This window comes from Pseudomonas sp. 05N432, from assembly GCF_056396945.1.
This window is the reverse complement of the sequence record NZ_JBFTMM010000014.1, coordinates 1-21,841: the sequence shown is the minus strand read 5'-3', so window position 1 is coordinate 21,841 and position 21,841 is coordinate 1. Positions and strand designations below refer to the sequence as shown.

Genomic DNA, 21,841 nt, shown 5'->3' with positions numbered 1-21,841 from the left:
GCGATTCATTCGCATCCGCAGCATTTCTACACACAGGTCACGAGCAATGAAGTCCAGGGCAAAATCGGCGGCAGGCGGTTCGGTTAAACAGTGGTTTGGCGCTTCTGCGCTGGCCGTTTCGGTGTTGGCCTTATTGCCGTTGAGCGTGGCGTGCGCCGCGCAGGCCAGCGAGCAACACCGCGCGCTGTTCAGCTTCAGCATCGCCGCCAAACCCTTGCCCCAGGCCTTGAGCGACTTCAGCCGCGTCACCGGCATCAGCGTGGTTTATACCGATGAAGCGCCCTACGGTCTCAGCGCACCGGCCATCAACGGCGAGATGAGTGCCGAGCAAGCCATGCAGCGCTTGTTGAGCAAATCCGGTTTCACCTTCCGCCAGACCGACGCCCACACGCTGGCCCTTGAACCACAACCCACCGAAGGCGCGCTGAATCTCGGTGCAACCACCATCACCTCGGCGGTCGAGCAACCGATGAGCTATCAGCCGCCGTCCACCACCTCAGTGGCACGTTCCTCGGCCTCGCTCCAGGAAATCCCCCAGACCATCAACGTGATCCCGGCCCAGGTGCTGCGTGACCAGGTGCCGCGCAACCTGGACGATGCGCTGGCCAATGTCAGCGGCATCACTCAGGGCAATACCTTGGGCAGCACCCAGGATTCGGTGATGACTCGCGGTTTCGGTGACAACCGCAACGGCTCGATCATGCGTGACGGCATGCCGATCGTGCAGGGCCGTGGCTTGAACGCCTCGGTGGATCGGGTTGAAGTCCTGAAGGGGCCCGCCTCGTTGCTCTATGGCATTCAGGACCCGGGCGGCGTGGTGAACACGGTCAGCAAAAAGCCCGAACTGACGCAATACAACGCCTTGACCGTACGTGGCTCGAGCTATGGCAACGGCAAGAACGGCAGCGGTGGCAGCCTCGACAGCACCGGGCCACTGGGCGACTCCGGACTGGCCTACCGAATGGTGCTGGACCACGAAGATGAAGACTACTGGCGCAATTTCGGCACCCATCGCGAGACGTTGATCGCGCCGTCCCTGGCCTGGTTCGGCGAAAGCACCAAGTTGTTGTTCGCCTACGAGCACCGCGAGTTCCTCGCTCCGTTCGACCGTGGCACGGCCATTGACCCGCGTACCAATCATCCATTGGACATCCCGCGTGGCCGTCGCCTCGACGAACCGTTCAACAACATGGAAGGCCGTTCGGACCTGTACCATTTCGAAGCCGACCACGAGCTCAACGACAACTGGAAAGCCCACTTCGGTTACAGCTGGAACCGCGAAACCTACGACGCCAGCCAGGTTCGCATCACCGCCATCGACCCGAAAAAAGGCACGTTGACCCGCAGCATGGACGGCACCCAGGGCGCCCTGACCACCGACCGTTTCACCACCGCCAGCCTCGAAGGCAAGGTCGATGTGGCTGGCATGCAACACGATCTGGTGTTCGGTGTGGATGACGAATACCGCAAGATCTACCGCGCCGACCTGATCCGCCAGAAGAGCCTGTTCCCGTCCTTCAGCTATCTGGACCCGGTCTACGGTCGTGAAGTGGCTGGCACCACGGTCAGCGCTGCAGACAGCAATCAGACCGATCTGCTGCGCAGCGATTCGGTCTTTCTACAGGACTCGATCCACCTGAACGACCAGTGGATTCTGGTGGCCGGTGGGCGCTTCCAGGAGTACGACCAGTACGCCGGCAAGGGCCGTCCGTTCAAGGCCAACACCGACAGCAACGGCCAGAAGTGGGTGCCGCGCGCCGGCCTGGTGTATCGCTACACCGATGAGCTGTCGTTCTACGGCAGTTACACCGAATCCTTCAAACCGAATTCGACCATTGCGCCATTGAGCGGCAGCTCGGTCGTGCTCGATGGCAGCATTGCACCGGAAGAAGCCAAGTCCTGGGAACTGGGGGCCAAGCTCGACATGCCGGGCCGCGTGACCGGCAACATTGCACTGTTCGACATCAAGAAACGCAACGTGCTGGTGTCCAACTCCGAGAATCCGCTGGTCACCACTTACAGTGCGGCCGGCGAAGTGCGTTCCCGAGGCCTGGAAGTGGACCTGACCGGTCAGTTGAGCGAGCGCTGGAGCATGATCGGCAGCTACGCCTACACCGACGCCGAGGTCGCCGAAGACCCGACCTACAAAGGCAAACGACTGCAAAACGTGGCGAAAAACACCGGCTCGCTGTCGGCGGTCTATGACTTCGGCACTATCGTCGGTGGCGACCAGTTGCGGGTCGGCGCAGGCGCCCGGTATGTCGGCGAACGGGCCGGTAACGCGGTGAACGACTTCGACCTGCCGAGCTACACCGTGGCCGATGCCTTCGCCACCTACGACACCAAGCTCGACGGGCAGAAGGTCAAGTTCCAGCTCAACGTGAAAAACCTCTTCGACCGCACCTACTACACCTCGGCCGTCAACCGGTTCTTTGTGTCGATGGGCGATTCGCGCCAGGTGTCGTTGTCGAGCACCCTGGAGTTCTGATGAAAGCTAGCCGACCGCTCACTACGGTTTGGCAGCGAAAACTCTTGTCGCGTTGGCGACAAGAGTATTGAGTGTCAGCGAGAGGTGGGCACAGGTCTATCCATGTCCCACACATTGATTGTTCCGGTTGCTTTGGCAATTGTGCTTTGACCTTCTGATTCACGCCATATGGAAAAATCAAAAACAGCTTCGAATATCCCTTCCGTGGAATCGAATTTCTTTATATCTATTGTTCCAGTGATATGGGGATGGAGCGTAAAAACATAGCTTGCGCCACTGGGGTCGTTTGGGATTCGTCGGGTGTACCGGATCCTGTTAATCGCCTTGTCGTTAATAAGATATTTTTGGGGCTTGATATTTTCATCGAAATTGAAAACCCAGTGCCTGTCATCGTCTACGGCTGAAATTTCAATGTGGGGACTGATAGGTAATGTAGATCGAAAAAAAACGCGGCTACTGTTAAATGCGGGTTGCTGTTCAATCGTCGCGATCAAGGAGCCCGATGCAAAATGATCCGGGGGCGGAAATAACAGATTTTGTTGGGGCGTCGTAGATTTTGGACATGTCATGAAACTCCTGAGGTTGAGTCCGAAGTCTCCGATTTATTTATCAATTCTGCTACTGTCAGAATTAACAGGTATTCAATTGTTTTTATGTTTTTCGAAATTAAAGAAATTTAATATAAACGAATGCAATAGTGCCTAACGCAAAAACGCCTGGCGATACTCGCCGGGCGTGCCCTGCATGGCCTGACGAAAGCGATTGGTGAAATGACTGGCGCTGGCAAAGCCGCAGGCCAGCGCAATCTCACCGAGCGGCTGTGAGGTGTTGCGCAGCAGATGCCGGGCGTGAGCCAGGCGGCGGGCCAACAGGTATTGATGCGGTGGCAGGCCGAAGCTTTCGCGAAACATCCGTGCGAAGTGGTACTCCGACAAGGCGCACAAGCCGGCCAACTGGCCGAGGCTGATCGGTTCGGCCAATTGCTGGTCGATGTACTCGATCAGCTGTCGACGCTGATGTGCCGCCAGCCCACCCTTGAGGCGCAAACCCTGGCGCAGGCCGACCTGGCTGAGCAGTGTGTGGCTGAGCATTTCATGCGCGAGGCTACTGGTCAGCAGGCGTTCGCCGGGTTCGTCCCAGTTCAATTCAATCAACTGACGGAAACGCAGGGCCTGCACCGGGTCTTCGAGAAAGGTGCTTTCCTGCAATTGCAGCTCACGCGGTTCACGGTCGAGCAGGGTGACGCAGCCGAGGGCAAATTGCTCGGGGCTGAAGTACAGGTGAGCCAGGCGGATTCCACCGTTGATCACCCAGGCCGACTGATGCTCGGCGGGCAGGATGCAGAGTTTGTCCGGGCCGCCCTTGGTGCCGGGCTGTTCGCGGCGAAAGGTCCCGGTGCCACCGGCGATGTAGCAGGAGAGGGTGTGATGACCGGGCGCTTCATAGTCCTGGGCGTCGTGATGGTTGCTCCACAGGGCTGCAGCCATGCCGTCACCGAGCTCGGCGCTGTGCTCAAGGCGAGCATTCGGCGAGCGGTTGAGGGCTTGAAAGACTTGCAGGGTTTCCAGTGCGGGCATGATCGGCTCTCTCCAACGCCTTGCATCCTACTCCGTCGCCTCGAGGCTGCCAGCCCGTCGCCTGACAAAAGCGCAAGTTTATGCAAGCGCACGGCCTGCCTCGAGAACAGACTGAAGACCATCTTCAGGAGTTGCCGACATGAACCTCTCGCTATACCTGCTAACGGTGCTGATCTGGGGCACCACCTGGATCGCCTTGAAATTGCAACTGGGGGTGGTGGCGATTCCGGTGTCGATCGTTTATCGCTTTGGCCTGGCATCGCTGGTGCTGTTCGTGATGTTACTGCTCAGCCGACGCCTGCAAGTGATGAACCGGCGTGGGCACTTGATCTGCCTGGCCCAGGGGTTGTGCCTGTTCTGCATCAATTTCATGTGCTTCCTCACCGCCAGCCAGTGGATTCCCAGCGGTCTGGTCGCCGTGGTGTTCTCCACCGCCACGCTGTGGAATGCGCTGAATGCGCGGGTGTTCTTCGGTCAGAAAGTGGCCCGCAATGTGCTGATGGGCGGTGCGCTGGGGTTGATCGGGCTGGGCTTGTTGTTCTGGCCGGAACTGGTCGGCCATACCGCCAGCCCGCAAACCTTGCTTGGCCTGGGTCTGGCGTTGCTGGGCACACTGTGTTTCTCGGCTGGCAACATGCTCTCGAGCCTGCAACAGAAAGCCGGTCTCAAGCCGCTGACCACCAATGCCTGGGGTATGGCCTATGGCGCTGCGATGCTGTCGATGTACTGCCTGGTCAAAGGTATTCCTTTCGACATCGAATGGAACACGCGATACATCGGCTCGTTGTTGTACCTGGTGATTCCGGGCTCGGTGATTGGCTTCACCGCGTACCTGACCCTGGTTGGGCGCATGGGCCCTGAACGTGCGGCGTATTGCACGGTGCTGTTCCCGGTGGTGGCATTGAACGTGTCGGCCTTTGCCGAAGGCTATCAATGGACTACACCGGCTTTGGCCGGGTTGGTGCTGGTCATGTTGGGGAACGTGTTGGTGTTTCGCAAACCCAAGGCACGGGTGGCGGTGGGAAGTGGCAAGTTGGCGTGATCGATAAAGTTGCACTTTGCCCGATCAGGTTCATGCCGACGGCGGTTGTTAATGATCGGTCTTCAGTGACAGATAAATAAGCGCCGTCATCATGTAACCGATAATGCTTCGGGTCCAGGCCATGGCATTCCACTCTGCGGAAGAGTCCATGTCAAACCATTCATTGGCGATCACTTGTATGCAGAAGTAATACACGAAAATACCGATCATCAAACCGACAATTCCGTATTTCTTTGCCTCGTGGAATTCCTTGCGCGGCGCATTGAGTTTTGTGTAAAGCTGATAGGCCCCCAATAAACAACAGGCGGTGTAGGTTGTCTCCAGGGTGATGATCATCCAGTAGATCCTATGGTGCAGCATGGGGGAGGTGATGGCGCGATAGCGTAGGGCGTCGTTGGGTCGGGTCGTGTCCATGCTGAGAATATGGCCAACAAATTCGTAGTTGGAGGCGTAGTCAGTCACATTGCTGAATACAACCAGCAGGCCAAATCCTCCCGCCATTAAAACCAGGGCCAACTTACTGCGCCTGATCAGGCAGGCCGTCGTGAAATTTATCATGGTGCGTACTCTCCATATCCGGGTCCTGCACTGTGCAGGCAATTGGGGCAGGAGTTTATAACGCGGAAAAAATGGCGGGCAGAGGACTGAATTGCAAGTTGTGTCGCAAGGTAAGTTGTACTGCCTAATCGCAAGCAGAGTATCAGGCTTGACTGTTTTTTATTAATTGTGTTGTCGCTGTGCACTGGACGTTTAAACAACCGGCACGCCTTGATAGGCGTGCCTGTCCGTTGATCAACCCTTCCACACCTGCGGATTCACCAGATCCCGCGGCCGTTCGCCCAACAAGGCGCTGCGCAAGTTGGCCAAGGCACGGTGGGCCATGGCTTCGCGGGTTTCATGGGTGGCCGAGCCGATGTGTGGCAAGGTCACGGCGTTCTTCAGCTGGAACAGCGGCGACTCGGCCAGGGGCTCCTTCTCGTAGACATCCAGCCCCGCCCCGCGAATCCGGTTGTTCTGCAAGGCCTCGATCAGCGCCGGTTCATCGACCACCGGGCCACGGGAAATATTCACCAGAATCGCGCTGGGCTTCATCAGCGCCAGTTCGCGGTGGCTGATCAGGTGCCGGGTCTTGTCGCTGAGTGGCACCACCAGGCAAACGAAATCGGCTTCGGCCAGCAATTGATCAAGGCTGCGAAATTGCGCGCCGAGTTCTTGTTCAAGCTGGGGCTTGCGACTGTTGCCGCTGTACAGAATCGGCATGTTGAAGCCCAGGCGACCGCGTCGGGCGATGGCCGCGCCGATGTTGCCCATGCCGACGATGCCCAGGGTCTTGCCATGCACATCGCAACCAAACAGCGGCGCCCCGACCGTGGCCTGCCATTGCCCGGCCTTGGTCCAGGCGTCCAGCTCGGCGACACGTCGGGCGCTGCTCATCAGCAAGGCGAAGGCCAGGTCGGCGGTGCTTTCGGTCAGCACGTCCGGGGTGTTGGTGAGCATGATCCCGCGTTCGTTGAAGTAGGCCAGGTCGTAGTTGTCGTAGCCGACCGAGACGCTGGATACCACTTCGAGTTTGCTGGCGTTCTCCAATTGGGCCCGACCAAGCTTGCGACCGACGCCGATCAAGCCGTGTGCGTGGGGCAGGGCTTCGTTGAACTGGGCATTGATGTCACCCAGCTTGGGGTTGGGCACGATCACCTCGAAGTCGTGTCGCAAGGACTCGACCATTTCGGGCGAGACACGGCTGAAGGCAAGTACGGTCTTTTTCATCGCAGGAAGGCTCGTCAGGCGGAGGAGAATGCCAAGCACGCTAACATTCTCTGACGGGTTTTTGCGAGAGCCACAGGCTGTGGGCGAACACAACCCTGTGGCGAGGGAGCTTGCTCCCGCTCGGCTGCGCAGCAGTCGTCAGCCTTCCAATCTCGATTTGCCTGAGTTAGCTCATTGACATGATTGCGAGCGCTGCGCACTCGAGCGGGAGCAAGCTCCCTCGCCACACTGGAGCGCGTCAATCCTTAGAGTCAATTGGCCACCCGTGCCCCGCCCAGACTCCCACTCAACTCATACGCCGCCAATTCAGCCTGATGCGCCGCGAGAATCTCCGGCAGCGAGCCGCGCAGGTACTCGACCCAGGTCTTGATCTTCGCATCCAGGTACTGGCGCGACGGGTAGATGGCGTACAGGTTCAGCTCTTGCGAGCGGTAGTTGGGCATGACCCGCACCAGACTGCCGTTGCGCAGACTTTCGATGGCGGCGTAGACCGGTAGCACACCAATGCCCATGCCGCTGATGATCGCGGTTTTCATGGCGTCGGCGGAGTTCACCAGAAACGGTGAGCTGTTGATGGTGACCATTTCCTGGCCTTCCGGGCCGTCGAACAGCCACTTTTCCAGCGGAATCACCGGGCTGACCAGGCGCAGGCAGGCGTGATTCAGCAGGTCGCTGGGCTTCTGCGCGCAGCCGTTGGCTTTTACATAAGCAGGTGACGCACAAACGATGCTGTAGGTGATGCCCAGCCGTTGCGAGACGAAACCCGAGTCCGGCAGTTCGCTGGCCAGCACGATCGATACGTCGTAGCCCTCGTCCAGCAAGTCCGGTACGCGGTTGGCCATGGTCAGGTCGAAAGTCACGTCCGGGTGGGACTTGCGATAGCGGGCGATGGCATCGATCACGAAGTGCTGACCGATCCCGGTCATGGTGTGCACCTTGAGTTGCCCGGCCGGGCGCGCATGGGCGTCGCTGGCCTCGGCTTCGGCTTCTTCGACATAGGTGAGGATCTGCTCGCAGCGCAGTAAATAACGTTTACCGGCCTCGGTCAGGGCGATGCGGCGGGTAGTGCGGTTGAGCAAACGGGTTTGCAGGTGGGCTTCCAGGTTGGAGACCGCGCGCGAGACGTTGGCTGTCGTGGTATCGAGCTGCACGGCAGCGGCGGTGAAGCTGCCGGCTTCGGCGACACAGCTGAAGGCGCGCATGTTTTGCAAAGTGTCCATGGGGTGCTCTCGGGTGCGATGACAAATTGTGACACGAAGTTACGGAATGCTGTGACCCCGACCAAGGGATTATCTCGTTAACGGTAACAAAGATTCACAGGAATCCCGGCTTATCGCCGCACAGGCCCACCCCTAAAATTGCGCCGTTACTGGTGTGTGGGAGCGAGCCCGCTCGCGATGGCATCGGTGTGGTGTACCTGATGCACCAAGGTGTTTGCATCGCGAGCAGGCTCGCTCCCACAAATAAGTCAGTGTCTACAAGACCTCGTACCTCCCCCTACTTCCAGGAATTTTCAGCAGTGCCGCGTCGCATCAGCAGAGAGTTGAAGACTCTCAGTGTTTGGGCTTTATCGTTAGCAATCAGCGGCTGCGTCGGAACCGGAGGTATTGCCCCACAGGGCAAGGCATTCGATGCCAATACATTGGCCACCGACGAGGCCATCCAGAGCGCCGCCAAGGATGCTCACTGGCCCACCGCGCAATGGTGGCAGGCCTATGGCGACCCGCAACTCAATCACTGGATCGACCTCGCCGTGCAAGGCAGCCCGAGCATGGCCATGGCCGCCGCCCGTGTGCGTCAGGCCAAATCCATGGCCGGTGTTGCCGAGTCGGCCGAGGCATTGCAGGTCAATGGTCAATCCACGCTCAAACGTCATAACTGGCCGACCGATCAGTTCTACGGTCCGGGTGAGCTGGCCAATACCACCACCTGGGACAACAACGCCGCCCTCGGCTTCAGCTACGCCCTCGACCTTTGGGGCCGCGAAAGCAATGCCACCGAACGCGCCGTCGACATGGCCCACATGAGCGCAGCCGAAGCGCGCATGGCTCAGCTCGAATTGCAGAACAACGTGGTCCGCGCCTACATCCAGCTGTCGCTGCATTACGCGCAGCGGGACATCGTGGCCGCGACGCTCAAGCAGCAACAGCAGATTCTCGACCTCGCGCAAAAGCGTCTGGACGGCGGCATCGGCACCCATTTCGAAGTCAGCCAGGCCCAAACCCCGTTGCCGGAAACCCATCGGCAACTGGACGCGCTGGATGAAGAAATCGCCCTGAGCCGCAATCAACTCGCCGCACTGGCGGGCAAAGGTCCAGGGGAGGGCGCACAGTTGCAGCGCCCGACGCTGTCCCTTGGCACCGCCCTGAAACTGCCCTCGGCATTGCCCGCGCAGTTGCTTGGCCAACGCCCGGACGTGGTCGCCAGTCGCTGGCAAGTCGCGGCTCAGGCGCGCGGGATCGACGTGGCGCACGCCGGCTTCTACCCCAACGTCGATCTGGTCGGCAGCCTTGGTTACATGGCCACCGGCGGAGGGGCGCTGGAGTTCCTGACCGGCAAAAAGCTCAACTACAACGTCGGGCCGGCGATCTCCTTGCCGATCTTCGACGGTGGGCGTTTGCGCTCGGAACTGGGCGAAGCCTCGGCCGGCTATGACATCGCCGTGGCCAAGTACAACCAGACCCTGGTCGATGCGCTCAAAAGCATCTCCGATCAGTTGATCCGCCGCGAGTCCATGGACAAGCAGCAAGCCTTCGCTGCCGAATCGGTGGCCACTGCACAGAAAACCTACGACATCGCGATGATCGCCTACCAGCGCGGGCTCACCGATTACCTGAATGTGCTGAATGCCCAGAGCCTGTTGTTCAAGCAGCAGCAAGTGCAACAACAGGTTCAGGCTGCGCGTTTGAGTGCCCATGCTGAACTGGTCACTGCCCTTGGTGGCGGGCTCGACGCCGGTAACGACGTGCCGCCAGACAGTAAAGTCCAGGCGCCGAAAACCCCGGCTCTTCTCAAGAGCATCGTGAATTGAACACAAACCCTGTGGGAGCGGGCTTGCTCGCGAAAGCAGTGTGTCAGGCGACAAAAATGCTGACTGACACTCCCTCATCGCGAGCAGGCTCGCTCCCACAGGTCCCGCATCGACCAATGAGCAGGACTTCATGACTCCCTTGCCTGCACCTTTGCGCTGGCTGTATTCCCTTGAGTGGCGCCGGGGTTTTTTCGACTGGGCACGCAGTGATGGCGTGACCTGGGTCTACATCTTCAAGGTGCTGATCGCCGCGTTCCTGACCCTCTGGCTGGCCATGCGCCTGGAATTGCCGCAACCGCGCACGGCGATGATCACCGTGTTCATCGTCATGCAGCCGCAGAGCGGTCAGGTGTTCGCCAAGAGCTTCTATCGCTTCCTCGGTACGCTGGCTGGCTCGGCGGTGATGGTCGCGCTGATTGCCTTGTTCGCCCAGAACACCGAACTGTTTCTCGGCTCGCTGGCGATCTGGGTCGGCATCTGCACGGCCGGTGCCGCGCGTTATCGCAACTTCCGCGCTTATGGTTTTGTGCTCGCCGGTTACACCGCAGCGATGGTCGGCTTGCCGGCGCTGGCGCACCCGGATGGCGCGTTCATGGCGGCGGTCTGGCGGGTGCTGGAAATCTCGCTGGGGATTCTCTGCTCGACCCTGGTCAGCGCCGCGATTCTCCCGCAAACCGCCAGCGCCGCGATGCGCAATGCCTTGTATCAGCGCTTCGGGGTGTTCGCACTGTTTGTCACCGATGGCTTGCGCGGGCGCAGCCAACGCGAGGCATTCGAAGCCGGCAACGTGCGCTTTATCGCCGAAGCCGTGGGCCTGGAAGGCTTGCGCAGTGTCACCGTGTTCGAAGACCCGCACATGCGTCGGCGCAATGGTCGGCTCAGTCGGCTGAACAGCGAGTTCATGGGCATCACCACTCGGTTTAACGCCTTGCACCAATTGCTCGAACGCTTGCGCAGCAGCGGCACCGAACAGGTGGTGGCGGCGATCAAACCGGGGTTGCAGGACCTCGCCGAAGTGCTCGATGGCTTCTCGGGGCGCGCGTTGACGCATGCCGATGCAGCGCGTCTGGCGGCGCAATTGGCCGCCTATAAAGAAGGGCTGCCGGCGCGGGTGCGCAGCTTGCGGGCGAGCTTTCAGCAGAGCGAACCGAGCGACGCCGAGCTACTGGATTTCCACACCGCGTACGAACTGCTCTACCGCTTCGTCGACGAAGTGCACAGTTATGCACAGACCCACGCCTCGCTGGCCGAACACCGCCACGAACGCGAGCAATGGGATGAGCCCTACACCCCGAAAACCAACTGGCTGGCCTCGGCTGCGGCGGGCATACGGGCGTCGTTCATTCTGATTGTGCTGGGCAGTTACTGGGTCGCCACCGCGTGGCCGAGCGGAGCGACCATGACCTTGATCGCTGCTGCCACGGTCGGTCTCTCGGCGGCCACGCCAAACCCCAAGCGCATGGCGTTCCAGATGGCCTGCGGGACATTGCTTGGGGCGCTGATCGGCTTCGTCGAGATGTTTTTCATCTTCCCGTGGATCGACGGTTTCCCCCTGTTGTGCGTGATGCTGGCGCCGGTGATCGTGCTCGGTTCGTTTCTCACCTCACGGCCGCAGTACGCCGGTGTCGGCCTGGGTTTGCTGATCTTTTTCAGCACCGGTTCAGTACCGGACAACCTGACGGTCTACAACCCTTACACCTTCATCAACGACTACATCGCCATGGTCATGGGCATGCTGGTGTGCGCGGCGGCGGGGGCGATCATCCTGCCGCCCAACAGTCGCTGGTTGTGGCGGCGTCTGGAGCAGGACTTGCGCGGGCAAGTGGTGTTCGCCATCAGCGGCAAGCTCAAGGGGCTGGCGTCGGGTTTTGAAAGCAGCACCCGCGATCTGGTGCACCAGGCTTATGGCCTGGCCACCGGACAGCCTAAGGTGCAACGCGATCTGCTGCGCTGGATGTTCGTGGTGCTGGAAGTCGGCCACGCGATCATCGAGTTGCGCAAGGAACAGGCGATCCTCCCGGTGCACCCGGCGTATGCCGAAACCCAACCGTGGCGCCAGGCGATCCGGGTCATGGGCCGCTCGCTGGTGCGGCTGTTTCTGCAACCGAACCAGAGCAATCTGGAGCGCAGCCTGGTTGCGGTCGACCACGCCATCAGCCGCGTCCAGGCCACCGACGAACCGTTCGCCCCGCACTTCGACACCTCGGCCCTGCGCCGGGTGAAGAGCTACCTGCATTTCATCCGCACTTCGTTGCTCGATCCGCAATCGCCGCTGGCAGCGCTCGCGGCCGCTAAAGGACCTGACCATGCCTCGTGAAATCGCCTTCCACGGCGTGTACATGCCGACCATGACCCTGATGTTTTTCATCGCTGCGGCAGTGGCCTGGGCGCTCGACCGGTTTTTGTCCGGGTTTGATCTGTACCGCTTCTTCTGGCACCCGGCGCTGCTGCGCCTGAGCCTCTTCACCTGTTTGTTCGGCGCCCTTGCGCTGACTGTTTATCCTTGAGACCGATTCGATGAAAAAGCTCTTCAGTCTGCTCGCGACCTTGTTGGTACTGGCCCTCGCGCTGTGGATCGGCCGGACTCTTTGGGTGCATTACATGGACACCCCGTGGACCCGCGATGGCCGGGTCCGCGCCGACATCATCAACGTTGCCGCCGACGTCACCGGCGAAGTGGTCGACGTACCGGTGCGTGACAACCAGTTGGTAAAAAAGGGCGACCTGCTGATGCAGATCGACCCCGAGCACTACCAGATCGCGGTGAAACAGGCGCAGTCGCTGGTGGCTTCGCGCAAAGCCACCTGGGAGATGCGCAAGGTCAATGCACATCGCCGCGCCGACCTCGACAACCTGGTGATCTCCAAGGAAAACCGCGACGACGCCAGCAACATCGCCGACTCGGCGCTGGCCGATTACCAACAGGCCCAGGCTCAGCTGGAAGCGGCAGAGTTGAACCTCAAACGCACCAAAGTGCTGGCGGCAGTGGACGGTTATGTCACCAACCTCAACGTCCATCGCGGCGACTATGCGCGCATCGGCGAAGCGAAAATGGCCGTGGTCGACATGAACTCGTTCTGGGTCTACGGCTTCTTCGAAGAAACCAAGYTGCCGCATGTGAAGGTCGGCGATAAGGCCGACATGCAATTGATGAGCGGCGAAGTACTCAAGGGCCATGTCGAAAGCATTTCGCGCGGCATCTACGACCGCGACAACCCGGAAAGCCGCGAGCTGATCGCCGACGTGAACCCGACCTTTAACTGGGTGCGTTTGGCACAACGGGTGCCGGTGCGGATTCACATCGATGAGGTGCCGGACGGGGTGCTGTTGGCGGCGGGGATTACTTGTACGGTTGTGGTCAATCAGACTATTCAGCAATAGCGCCTGAGCTGAAACGACAAAACCCGCCAGCCTTGTGAAAAGGCGGCGGGTTTTGTTCGGGTAGGCACCTACACAATGAACGATAACGCTGTCTACCTGACGAGCCCCAAGCTCGTAGCAGCTGTCGAGCCTGCGAGGCTGCGTTCGAGGACGTAGTCCTCGCAAATCCTGCATACGCGGTTTACCTGAAAGAACGCGTTGCTTGATTTCACGACCGCTTCGCGGCCGAACGCAGCCTCGCAGGCTCGGCAGCTGCTACGCGGGGGCCGCGTTCTTATCCGTTACTCCGGTGGATCAAGGTGATCCAGCGCGCGATTCACCGCCAACTCGGCCAGTGAAATCATCTGCTGAATCGCCAGTGCGGTATTGCGCTTGGGACCTTCAAGCTCAAACGCCAGATCGCTGGCCATGACATTCACCGAGGCGAGGGTCTCGCAGGCGTGGGCCAGCAGGGTTTCACTGTCGATGTCGGGGGCTATGACAAAAATGCAGCCGGGACGTCGATCGGCCAACAACTGCTTGGTCTCGGGCAGCACCAGGTAATGATCGAGCGCACGGTGCGCGGCGGCATGGAGTTCTTTTGAATCGAGGGAGGCGTAGGGGGAGGTGCTGTCGGTTTCAGTGGGATTGGGGGTAGCTTTAGACATGGTGATGCTCCAATAGGTTAAGTTACTCCTATGAGATATCCGGGCTACCACACCCGATCGCTGAATGGGCAGCGACCCGAAAAGGTTATCCGTCCCCCATCACCCAACGCAACCGTCAAAACGTGTCGGAACCGTCCTCAGACGCGCGGGCCATTGTCCTTCAAAAACCTACGCGAGATAAACGTCCTTTTGATCGCTCCCACTCTTCAGTGGGAGCGATCTCATTCAGCCCTGACAATACGTCTCATGCAAATGCCGCCACAGCAACGCACCTGACGGCAGCTTTTCAATCACCGCCGTCGCCCGCCGATCGTTCAGCACGCCGCTCGCATCGGACTGCACTTCTCGGTAGCTGACGGTGGCGCCGCCGGCGTGTTGGTCAATCCCGCGCCATTCGCTCAGGCCGATTTTCAAGCCCGGGCGGGCGCCGCCGAGTTTATCGAACAGCTCGCTCAAACCCGGATAATCCAGCGCATTGCCGCCGGGCACGATCATTGAAAACTGCGGCGAGAAACGCGCCAGCAACTGCGTCAGTAGGCCTTTGTCGGCGGTGCCGGAAAACCATTGCTCGATGTCGACGAGGGTCTGGGTCACTTCGTTGAAGTATTCGCTGTAGTCCGTCATGCGGTGTTCTCCTTGGGTGAGTGAGGGCTAATGTGCGTCAGTAATTTCGCGGTGTCGAGGCGCAGAACGGCTGATAGGGGGAATAGCGCGAAAGCCGCTGAAGGTGCAGGCGTTTTATTGAGTTCATGAAGGATGAAGGCTGACCACACACCTCTAGCGAGGAGTGTGGTCAGGTACCTTGGCAGGGCAGGGGCAATCAGCCCTGATAGCCGTAAACGTGACCGAGTGCGCCACCTATACCCAGGGTGTTGCACGCCAGCAGAATGCGACCGTTTGCCTGTGTTTGCAGAAGCGCCGGCGTGGCCATCAGTTGAGTGTCTTCCTGGATGCAACCGTTTTGACCGAAGCTTCGGTCAATAGAGCCGTTGGCCAGATAGCGCGCGATGTACAGTCGACGGGTGCCGCCAGCGGTGACGATGCTGCCGTCCGCCTGCCGGTGCGCGCATACCCACTCGTTCCCGTGGTCGGCATTGAACGAGGTCAATACCGGGCGACCACCGTTGAACTCGGGGTAGGGGTTGCCGGTCGTGTCGAAGCCCACGAGCAGGCCCCAGTTTCGTTGACCGGAACTGGCCTGGCCAATACCCACGACGTTGCCGGCACCGGTGTCGATAAGTTCGTGAAAAATAACCGTGCCATTCGAGATTCTCAGGGTGGAGAAACCGGGCGTCTCAGAATCGCCGAAGTCAGTATCAAGTGTGCCCGTGTGAGAGTAACGAGCGACAAAGCCTTGAGTGTCGGACGTTGAATGTCGAGCACTGCCCGCGACCAGGATGTTGTTATTGGCTTGCACCAACAGCGCCTGTACTGAGGTGTCGGTGAAGGCGTGATGTTTGATTTCAAGTTGCCCGGTTTGATTAAAACTCTTATCCAGATTGCCGTGAGTGTCGATTCGCAACACGACACCGGTAGAGACTTCCTCTTTCAGATAGGTGGCGCTGACGAGGACTTTTCCGTCCGCCAGCAATTGCAGGGTGCTGGAGTCGTCAACCAACTCCCCGAGGGCACTGTTTGCAATGACCACACAGCCCTGTTTACCAAAGCTGTGGTCAACCCGACCATGTGTATCGAAGCGAGCAATCACCAGGCGTTTCGGGCTGTAAACGTTCACTTCTCGGGACCAGCCCAGCATGATGATATGGCCGTCTTCCTGAATGGCGAGCTTGCCACCTGTCGAGTCGTAGCCATCGGCGAAATTGCCTTGCGCCAGGCCCATGTCGGCGAAAGTGGTGTCTACGCTGCCATCAGGATTGAAGCGTGCCAGACCATAGATCCCTTTCAGGTCACGGGCCAGCCATGCGCTCACCAGAACTTTGTCGTTTGCCAGCACGCTGCAGCCTTTCACATGCCGATCGGTATCAAGTTCGTGCGTGAGTTCAAATAGATTGATAACGCCCTCGTGACCGAAGTCCGGGTCACGGTCGCCAGTGACAAAAAAAGTAATCTGGTTGTGGGTCATAATGTCCATATTATTTGCCTTGTATGAGTTTGAGTGTTCGACATGAATGTCGAAGTTGTTTTTTTAGATGATGTTTTTCATGAGCCTGGTAGACAGGCTTCACGAGTGAGCAAGTTATAGATCGATGGGCGGTATTACTATATTTGGTTGATGATTTAATGTGTTTGTTTATGTCGGTAGTTTGATTTGTTAGTTTGATTTGTTAGTTGGGTTTGTAGCGGTTGGCTGCGGAGCGATGTCCGCAGCGCGAGGGAGGATGTTAGAGCGTGTTATTGAGCGCGAACTTCTTTTTCAGAATGACATCGAGCAGACTTCTGGGCAGCAACGCGGCCATTAATGGCAACGCCCGACTGCCATTGCCCAAACGCAGCAAGCGCGGTGGTTTGGGTTGTTGCACGGCCTTGAGCAGATCGCTGGCAAACGTGCTCGCCGGGGTCGGGTTGTTCTGAGAGGCCTTGGCCCGGGCACGAATGCCCTCGCGCAGCGGCCACCAGGGTGATTGTTCGCTGATCAACAGCTCGGCTTCAACGCCTGCGTTTTTGGCAAAACTGGAGGCAATGGCACCGGGCTGGACTTCCATCACCCGGATGCCGAACGGCGCCAGTTCCATGCGCAGCGCATCGCTCAAGGCATGCACGGCGGCTTTCGAGGCGCAATAGGCGCCGGCGAACGGCGTGACCAAAACGCCGGAGACGCTGCCGATATTAATCACTAATCCCTTGGCGCGACGCAGTACGGGAAACAGCGCACGGGTGACACCGACCACGGCGAACACGTTGGTTTCGAATTGACGTTGCATGGCTGCGACACCGCCGTCGAGCAGTGGCCCCATGGCACCGTAACCGGCGTTGTTGATCAGGATGTCGAGGCCGCCGTATTGCTGGTTGATCCGCTCACTCAATTGTTCGAGCGCCGGTTCATCGTTGACGTCCAGTTGCACCGCAGTGAACCCGGCTGCGGCGAGTATCGCCACATCCTCAGCCTTGCGCGCGGTGGCCAGGACCTCGAACCCGGCTTTTTTGAAGGCGTCAGCCAGGGCGCGGCCAATGCCGCTGGAACAACCGGTGATTAACGCGACGGGCATGGCGCGGTCCTTGTGCAAGTAGAAGGGGGGAGGGAAGGATCAGTCAGAGAAACTACCTTGCAAATGCTCGGCGCGAAACTCCAGGGTTTGCGGGCGATAGCCAGGACGCAGCGGCGGCATCGGCAAGCAGTCTTCCCAATTGGCGCCGGCCTGCAATTCGCCGGGGCCACGGTAGCGTGGCGCGGTGTATTGATTGTCCGCCAGATTGACCGTATCGCCCGGTGCATAGGCGGCGATCCGCCAGCGCAATTCGGTCAGTGGTACGTCGTTGCCGTTGTTCAGCTTCAGTTCCAGCGGGCGATCCGCCGGGCAGTGTTCCGGTGCGTAGGTGATGCGCAACTCCAGACGCGCCAGTTGCTTGACTTCGCGGTTGTCCAGCCACACCACCCAGGTGGCCACCAACGCCAACCCGATGGCCGCCGCCAGAGAGACCGGCAAGGCCTTGGCCGGGTAGCGCAGCAACAGGATCAGCCAGGTAATGACGAGCAGGACGCCAATGAACATGAAGCGAAACCTCGGGAAGGGAGAGAGCCATCCTACCTAAGCGTAGATGTGAATGACCATGGCCGGTTTATTGAACCCTTCAAATGCTCGTGCGAGGGAGGGTGTTCACACTCGTCGACGAAACCGTCGAGCACCCGAAGTAAGGATTGAATGTCGGTTTTGGGAGGACGTTAGTGGGTGTATTAGTTGTGGGTTTTGTTGTAAGTGGATGTGAGTTATTAGGCGGTTTTAAATTATTTATATTTGGGGTGTGTTAGGTTTTTTTTAGGAGTTCAATGCGCTGTTGAATGGTAAGGGCTCCGTAATGTGATGTTAATTAAAAATAGTGTTTTATTTTCTAAAAGGATTTAGAAGTAATGAGTTATGTGGATATACGAATTGAACAGTTTCCGGTGTGCGTCAAGAAAGACGTGCCGGTCACAATAAACTATAGCCTTGTCTCGAACGGCACCCCGCCGCCGGTAGGCGCAAGGATTGTATTTGGCTTTTATGGTAATGCGACCTTCCTGCATGCGTCTACTCCCCCAAGCGGGGCAACGCTTACAGTATCAAGTAATGCGGGGTATACCTATGCGGTAATTACTATTGTTGCCCCGCAGAGTGTGGGTTGGAATACCCAACGAACCTTGACGGTTTTACCCACTGTCACGTTGGACTCTTCAAGGCTTTCTCAATTGTGTTCGATCGAAAGCTTTCAGCCTCATTCAGGCTATTGTTCCGTCTTTGCAAAGGGCGATACGACAGCTGAAGCCATTGACGCCGGTTTTGAGTTCAAGACGAAATGGCTCGATATTGAAAGCCAATGCTGGGTTTACAGTTACGGCATTGTGCTGAAAGCAGCCCGTCATGCCATTTCAAATTGGAAACTGTCGTTTGCCGATTTGCCACTGGGCACGAAAATTCACAGTGAACTTTGGGCTGAGGTGACGCACGACGGTAGCGAAGGCGTCGTCGAACTGGTCACTCCCGGTGATGACAAGTACGTATTGGAGCCGGGAAAAGACTTGCCAATCTCCATCCAGCTACGCTATCCCGCCGCTGTGGGCCAGAAACCTGAATTAGAGGAATTGCGCTATCTGGTTGCTTATTCGCGATAAGCCCAGCGCACAGGCGGCGACCCGTCAGCACAATTCGGTCAGCGGTACGTCGTTGCCGTTGTTCAGCTTCAGTTCCAGTGGCCGATCCGCCGGGCAGTGTTCCGGTGCGTTGGTGATGCGCAACTGCAGCCGCGCCAGTTGCTTGACTTCGCGGTTGTCCAGCCACACCACCGTGGCCATCGGGTTGGCGGAGAGGGTCATGCTACCCAAGCGTAGATGGGAAAACCATGCTGTTTGGAAAAACAGCATGGTTTTTTGAAGACACCATCGCGCATGTACCTTTTCTCAGCTCATCTATACATGCTGTCTGTCAACTTCAGTGTCGGGCAAGGATAATTTATCCATACGGTTTAACAAGGCAATAGATAATTACTGGGGCTATGTTGAACGGAAAAATAATATGCACTTCATAGTTTCCACCGTAATTCCCAGGGTCTGCCCACATATCGAAATGCATCTCGCTGCTGGAAGGATCAACCTTTAATTCTGTACCGGACTTGGGGGCTAGTAGTACATTGTGACCTGCGAACATCGAAGGTATCCATACTTTCGGCTTAATGAAACCACTGACGATTAGATCCGCTAGAGGTGACGCGCTCAGCGTCACACGAAGCGTCCTCTTTATACCGTCTCGATCGTACGTTATATACTTAAATTGTGAGAACGGCTTAGGGTAGTATATGTTATTGAAGTGTGCCCCAAGCACGGCATATGAACTATTCTCTTCGACCACAACACCTGGTATTACGGCCTCACACCCTTCGTATTGAAACGCCAGCTTGAACCGGCCTTCTTTCGTGTCCCGGAAATTTTTCCAGCTAAAAGTAATATTATTATCCTCTCCTATGACTTTCTCAAGATCAAGAGAGGGTATGGATTGTTTGGGAGGGACTCCTAAATCGCCCTCCAGCCAAACCAGTTTATATTTCAAGCCTGTCAGGAGACTGTCTGGTTTTAAAAATAGAGTTATTGAGAACTGTAGGTCGTTCCATCCTTTGCGTAACAGGATACCCATGCCATCAAGACTCATTGGGTAAGGAATTGCATCGCGGCCGCCGACCTCAATTGCTGCAATCTCTTTGGCAAACTCACTCTGCAACAATCGGCATGGAATCTCCAAAGGATTAGCTGTGTCCGGGCAGACGACTTGAAGTGAGAAACGACCGGTGCCAATGCTACTTGTGACATCCCAGTTTAATATCAGGTTGTCCGGTACTGTACGGGGCTGCTTGAGATCGGGGAAATAAGTCAGCCCAAGGTCGGGCGATCCCACTTCATCCAGCCACACGGTTAATCCTTCCATCCAGGGTTCAAAGGTCAACTTGAGCGGGGCGGGTTCTTCACTGAAAAACACTGCGCCAACGTCCGAGATGGGGCGTTCACGAACTTCAATTTTTATCACCTCATCTGCCAGGCTTTCCGAAATCACCCGCCCCGGCAACTGCCAGTCCGGCAGTGCAGGGTTGGTCAGTTTCAATCCGAAGAAACCGCCTTCTCCCCCATCGGCAGAAACAGACCAACGCACCGGTTTCCCTTCCGCTATTGGCTGCGGAGCTCCCAGATCCGGGACAAACTTCAGGCCACGTTCCGCCGCGCCCCACAGGTCTTGCAACGTGACGCTGGAACCAATCAACACACTGTCACTGTTGACGTTGAGTTCCAGTTCATAGGGTTTGCCCCTTAACAGCACGAGATCGCCGTTGGCCAGATCAACCCGTGTACCGTTCAGATAAAGCTCAGCCTCTTGTGCCCAGTCATCGTGCGACAAGGCGGTCACCTCGAAGAGTTCTGTCATGACGACACCCTGGTTATCGCGTGTGATATCCGCCAGAATCTTGTGTTTTCCGACAGAACCAGGCGTATAGCGATACTGGGTCCAGCCGTTCGGGCCGGTCACGGTCGTCGCGATGACATCCTGCTCACCTTGAATGCGCCACTCTAGGGTCACTCCCTCAACCGCCTCCCTGGTATCACCGAGCACCACCTGAACCCGCAACAGTACACTCTGCCCTGTGCTTTCCACCGGCTGGCCGAGCACTGGGCCGGCGTCGCCGATCCCGTATAGGGAGTCGACCACTTCAAACGTGTGTGGCTCTGTCCATGGGGAGCTGTCACCGTCGTCTTCATGCTGTGCCAAAATGGTGTAATTGCCGATGGGCCATAGCTCCTGCGCATCCCAGCGCCAGCTTTTCACGCCACTGGTCTCGGCGAACGGCTTATCCTCAGCGTCCCCGTCATGGCGCAGCAGTATCTGCCCCCGAGTTTCTTTACCTTCGCCTTTGATCCTGAGCTTGCGAGAGGTGGAACCGCCATTGGTTGGCCCAGTAATGACGGGTGTTTTCGGAAGCTCTTTTACTGTGAACTGACGGGGCCCACTCCATTCGGACCATGGCCCGCCCACTTTCTGTTTCGCCTCCAGATCATTACGGCCAGGCACCAAGGGGGGGTTGACCTTGAACTCCAATTCGCCGTTGGCATCGGCAATTTCCGAGCACAACTCCTCTGCGTCTTTGAGACGCACAGTGATCAGCGCATGGGGCAGGCCGTTGATCCTGATGGTTGGACGCGTTGGGGTTTGGGAGCCAACATACGGCAGCTCGAACTTTGGCACATCAGGCTTTTCTCCTGACTCCACGGTGAACGTGCATTCATCACTAGGATTGGACGCCACATCATTAAAGAACTGCACGACCTTGACCGTGTTGCTGCCCGGCGTCCAGTCCGCGTCCGGCGTGAAGGTGCGGGTCGTTCCAGTGTCGCTGAAGGTGCCGGGTACCTCGACGTTTGTTTCAGTAAACATCTCCAGGGTGACGGAATCGGAATAAACGCCGGTAATGGTCAGTATTTGATCCGGTTCGGCCGGGTTGGGTGGCGGCTCGATCGCCGGCTTCGGTGGTTTCACTGCAAACGTGCGTGGTTCGCTTGCGTTGGACTCTACGTTGTTAAAGGTCTGCACGGCTGTGATCGTTCTACTCCCCACCGCCCAGGACGGGTCAGGGGCGAATGTCCAGCTTTTCCCGTTCTGCGTGAACTTCCCGGGCACCGGTTGATTGGCTGAGTCCAGCATTTTCAGCGTGGCGCCTGGATAACCCTCGGTGCCACTAATGACGTGGTTCTGGTCTACCGGCGAGGTCGGCTGG

The 21,841-nt window shown here is 58.1% G+C and carries 18 protein-coding genes and 1 pseudogene; 7 read left to right on the top strand and 12 right to left on the bottom strand.

Annotated elements, in window-relative coordinates; translation table 11 throughout:
* Nucleotides 1–46: 46 nt before the first annotated feature.
* A complete protein-coding gene (locus AC1DHT_RS15980; protein WP_427544276.1) occupies nt 47–2,488 on the top strand; it encodes a TonB-dependent siderophore receptor in 2,442 nt (813 codons plus the stop codon).
* Between the two features lie 74 nt (nt 2,489–2,562).
* Here AC1DHT_RS15980 and AC1DHT_RS15975 read toward each other — a convergent pair whose 3' ends face one another.
* Nucleotides 2,563–3,057: a hypothetical protein gene (locus AC1DHT_RS15975; protein ID WP_427544273.1), complete on the bottom strand. Its 495-nt coding sequence runs from the start codon at nt 3,055–3,057 to the stop codon at nt 2,563–2,565.
* Nucleotides 3,058–3,189: 132 nt separating this feature from the next.
* Complete coding sequence (locus AC1DHT_RS15970; protein ID WP_427544270.1) at nt 3,190–4,065, bottom strand: helix-turn-helix domain-containing protein; 876 nt, start codon at nt 4,063–4,065, stop codon at nt 3,190–3,192.
* 139 nt (nt 4,066–4,204) lie between these two features.
* Between AC1DHT_RS15970 and AC1DHT_RS15965 the strand changes: the two genes are divergently transcribed.
* Nucleotides 4,205–5,107: a DMT family transporter gene (locus AC1DHT_RS15965; protein WP_123582662.1), complete on the top strand. Its 903-nt coding sequence runs from the start codon at nt 4,205–4,207 to the stop codon at nt 5,105–5,107.
* A 48-nt stretch (nt 5,108–5,155) separates the two neighbouring features.
* Here the strand turns inward: AC1DHT_RS15965 and AC1DHT_RS15960 are convergent, their stop codons facing one another.
* The 3 genes from AC1DHT_RS15960 to AC1DHT_RS15950 form a co-directional block, all read right to left on the bottom strand.
* Nucleotides 5,156–5,665, bottom strand: a complete 510-nt coding sequence (locus tag AC1DHT_RS15960) for a DUF2165 family protein (protein WP_427544267.1) — start codon at nt 5,663–5,665, stop codon at nt 5,156–5,158.
* A 234-nt stretch (nt 5,666–5,899) separates the two neighbouring features.
* On the bottom strand, nt 5,900–6,874 hold the full coding sequence (locus AC1DHT_RS15955) for a 2-hydroxyacid dehydrogenase (protein ID WP_427533709.1): 975 nt from the start codon (nt 6,872–6,874) through the stop codon (nt 5,900–5,902).
* A gap of 251 nt (nt 6,875–7,125) precedes the next feature.
* Nucleotides 7,126–8,094, bottom strand: coding sequence for a LysR family transcriptional regulator (locus tag AC1DHT_RS15950; RefSeq protein ID WP_427544264.1), 969 nt, complete (start codon nt 8,092–8,094; stop codon nt 7,126–7,128).
* Nucleotides 8,095–8,393: 299 nt separating this feature from the next.
* Here AC1DHT_RS15950 and AC1DHT_RS15945 point away from each other — a divergent pair, with 299 nt between their 5' ends.
* From AC1DHT_RS15945 to AC1DHT_RS15930, 4 genes are all read left to right on the top strand, one after another.
* On the top strand, nt 8,394–9,905 hold the full coding sequence (locus tag AC1DHT_RS15945) for an efflux transporter outer membrane subunit (protein ID WP_427544261.1): 1,512 nt from the start codon (nt 8,394–8,396) through the stop codon (nt 9,903–9,905).
* A gap of 130 nt (nt 9,906–10,035) precedes the next feature.
* Nucleotides 10,036–12,222 carry an FUSC family protein gene (locus tag AC1DHT_RS15940; RefSeq protein ID WP_427544258.1) on the top strand — a complete coding sequence of 729 codons (2,187 nt, stop codon included), beginning with the start codon at nt 10,036–10,038 and terminating at the stop codon, nt 12,220–12,222.
* Complete coding sequence (locus tag AC1DHT_RS15935) at nt 12,212–12,412, top strand: DUF1656 domain-containing protein (protein ID WP_019691945.1); 201 nt, start codon at nt 12,212–12,214, stop codon at nt 12,410–12,412. Before AC1DHT_RS15940 ends, AC1DHT_RS15935 begins: the two co-directional genes overlap by 11 nt.
* A gap of 10 nt (nt 12,413–12,422) precedes the next feature.
* Nucleotides 12,423–13,286 carry an efflux RND transporter periplasmic adaptor subunit gene (locus AC1DHT_RS15930; RefSeq protein WP_427544256.1) on the top strand — a complete coding sequence of 288 codons (864 nt, stop codon included), beginning with the start codon at nt 12,423–12,425 and terminating at the stop codon, nt 13,284–13,286.
* 281 nt (nt 13,287–13,567) lie between these two features.
* On the opposite strand, the gene AC1DHT_RS15925 is transcribed toward AC1DHT_RS15930, so the two are convergent.
* From AC1DHT_RS15925 to AC1DHT_RS15905, 5 genes are all read right to left on the bottom strand, one after another.
* Nucleotides 13,568–13,933 carry a DUF6124 family protein gene (locus tag AC1DHT_RS15925; RefSeq protein ID WP_427544253.1) on the bottom strand — a complete coding sequence of 122 codons (366 nt, stop codon included), beginning with the start codon at nt 13,931–13,933 and terminating at the stop codon, nt 13,568–13,570.
* A 225-nt stretch (nt 13,934–14,158) separates the two neighbouring features.
* A complete protein-coding gene (locus AC1DHT_RS15920; RefSeq protein WP_427544250.1) occupies nt 14,159–14,557 on the bottom strand; it encodes a DUF4440 domain-containing protein in 399 nt (132 codons plus the stop codon).
* Nucleotides 14,558–14,753: 196 nt separating this feature from the next.
* On the bottom strand, nt 14,754–16,025 hold the full coding sequence (locus AC1DHT_RS15915; RefSeq protein WP_427544247.1) for a hypothetical protein: 1,272 nt from the start codon (nt 16,023–16,025) through the stop codon (nt 14,754–14,756).
* Between the two features lie 250 nt (nt 16,026–16,275).
* The gene (locus tag AC1DHT_RS15910) at nt 16,276–17,100 is read right to left on the bottom strand and encodes an SDR family oxidoreductase (protein ID WP_427544244.1); all 825 of its coding nucleotides are present in this window, start codon (nt 17,098–17,100) and stop codon (nt 16,276–16,278) included.
* Nucleotides 17,101–17,139: 39 nt separating this feature from the next.
* Nucleotides 17,140–17,604 (bottom strand): multidrug transporter, encoded by a 465-nt coding sequence (locus tag AC1DHT_RS15905; protein WP_427532065.1) that lies wholly within the window; start codon nt 17,602–17,604, stop codon nt 17,140–17,142.
* A 356-nt stretch (nt 17,605–17,960) separates the two neighbouring features.
* Between AC1DHT_RS15905 and AC1DHT_RS15900 the strand changes: the two genes are divergently transcribed.
* The gene (locus AC1DHT_RS15900) at nt 17,961–18,701 is read left to right on the top strand and encodes a hypothetical protein (RefSeq protein ID WP_427544241.1); all 741 of its coding nucleotides are present in this window, start codon (nt 17,961–17,963) and stop codon (nt 18,699–18,701) included.
* A gap of 30 nt (nt 18,702–18,731) precedes the next feature.
* On the opposite strand, the pseudogene AC1DHT_RS15895 reads toward AC1DHT_RS15900, so the two are convergent.
* Together AC1DHT_RS15895 and AC1DHT_RS15890 are read right to left on the bottom strand one after the other, a co-directional pair.
* Nucleotides 18,732–18,872, bottom strand: a pseudogene (locus AC1DHT_RS15895) (multidrug transporter); the annotation flags it as partial.
* A gap of 166 nt (nt 18,873–19,038) precedes the next feature.
* A complete protein-coding gene (locus AC1DHT_RS15890) occupies nt 19,039–21,657 on the bottom strand; it encodes an Ig-like domain-containing protein (RefSeq protein WP_442114828.1) in 2,619 nt (872 codons plus the stop codon).
* Nucleotides 21,658–21,841 lie beyond the last annotated feature (184 nt).

Bases quoted from the DNA above. Each gene is read 5' to 3' on its own strand.
- AC1DHT_RS15980 (WP_427544276.1), top strand. From the start codon at position 47: ATGAAGTCCAGGGCAAAATCGGCGGCAGGCGGTTCGGTTAAACAGTGG.
- AC1DHT_RS15975 (WP_427544273.1), bottom strand. From the start codon at position 3,057: ATGACATGTCCAAAATCTACGACGCCCCAACAAAATCTGTTATTTCCG.
- AC1DHT_RS15970 (WP_427544270.1), bottom strand. From the start codon at position 4,065: ATGCCCGCACTGGAAACCCTGCAAGTCTTTCAAGCCCTCAACCGCTCG.
- AC1DHT_RS15965 (WP_123582662.1), top strand. From the start codon at position 4,205: ATGAACCTCTCGCTATACCTGCTAACGGTGCTGATCTGGGGCACCACC.
- AC1DHT_RS15960 (WP_427544267.1), bottom strand. From the start codon at position 5,665: ATGATAAATTTCACGACGGCCTGCCTGATCAGGCGCAGTAAGTTGGCC.
- AC1DHT_RS15955 (WP_427533709.1), bottom strand. From the start codon at position 6,874: ATGAAAAAGACCGTACTTGCCTTCAGCCGTGTCTCGCCCGAAATGGTC.
- AC1DHT_RS15950 (WP_427544264.1), bottom strand. From the start codon at position 8,094: ATGGACACTTTGCAAAACATGCGCGCCTTCAGCTGTGTCGCCGAAGCC.
- AC1DHT_RS15940 (WP_427544258.1), top strand. From the start codon at position 10,036: ATGACTCCCTTGCCTGCACCTTTGCGCTGGCTGTATTCCCTTGAGTGG.
- AC1DHT_RS15935 (WP_019691945.1), top strand. From the start codon at position 12,212: ATGCCTCGTGAAATCGCCTTCCACGGCGTGTACATGCCGACCATGACC.
- AC1DHT_RS15925 (WP_427544253.1), bottom strand. From the start codon at position 13,933: ATGTCTAAAGCTACCCCCAATCCCACTGAAACCGACAGCACCTCCCCC.
- AC1DHT_RS15920 (WP_427544250.1), bottom strand. From the start codon at position 14,557: ATGACGGACTACAGCGAATACTTCAACGAAGTGACCCAGACCCTCGTC.
- AC1DHT_RS15915 (WP_427544247.1), bottom strand. From the start codon at position 16,025: ATGGACATTATGACCCACAACCAGATTACTTTTTTTGTCACTGGCGAC.
- AC1DHT_RS15910 (WP_427544244.1), bottom strand. From the start codon at position 17,100: ATGCCCGTCGCGTTAATCACCGGTTGTTCCAGCGGCATTGGCCGCGCC.
- AC1DHT_RS15905 (WP_427532065.1), bottom strand. From the start codon at position 17,604: ATGTTCATTGGCGTCCTGCTCGTCATTACCTGGCTGATCCTGTTGCTG.
- AC1DHT_RS15900 (WP_427544241.1), top strand. From the start codon at position 17,961: ATGAGTTATGTGGATATACGAATTGAACAGTTTCCGGTGTGCGTCAAG.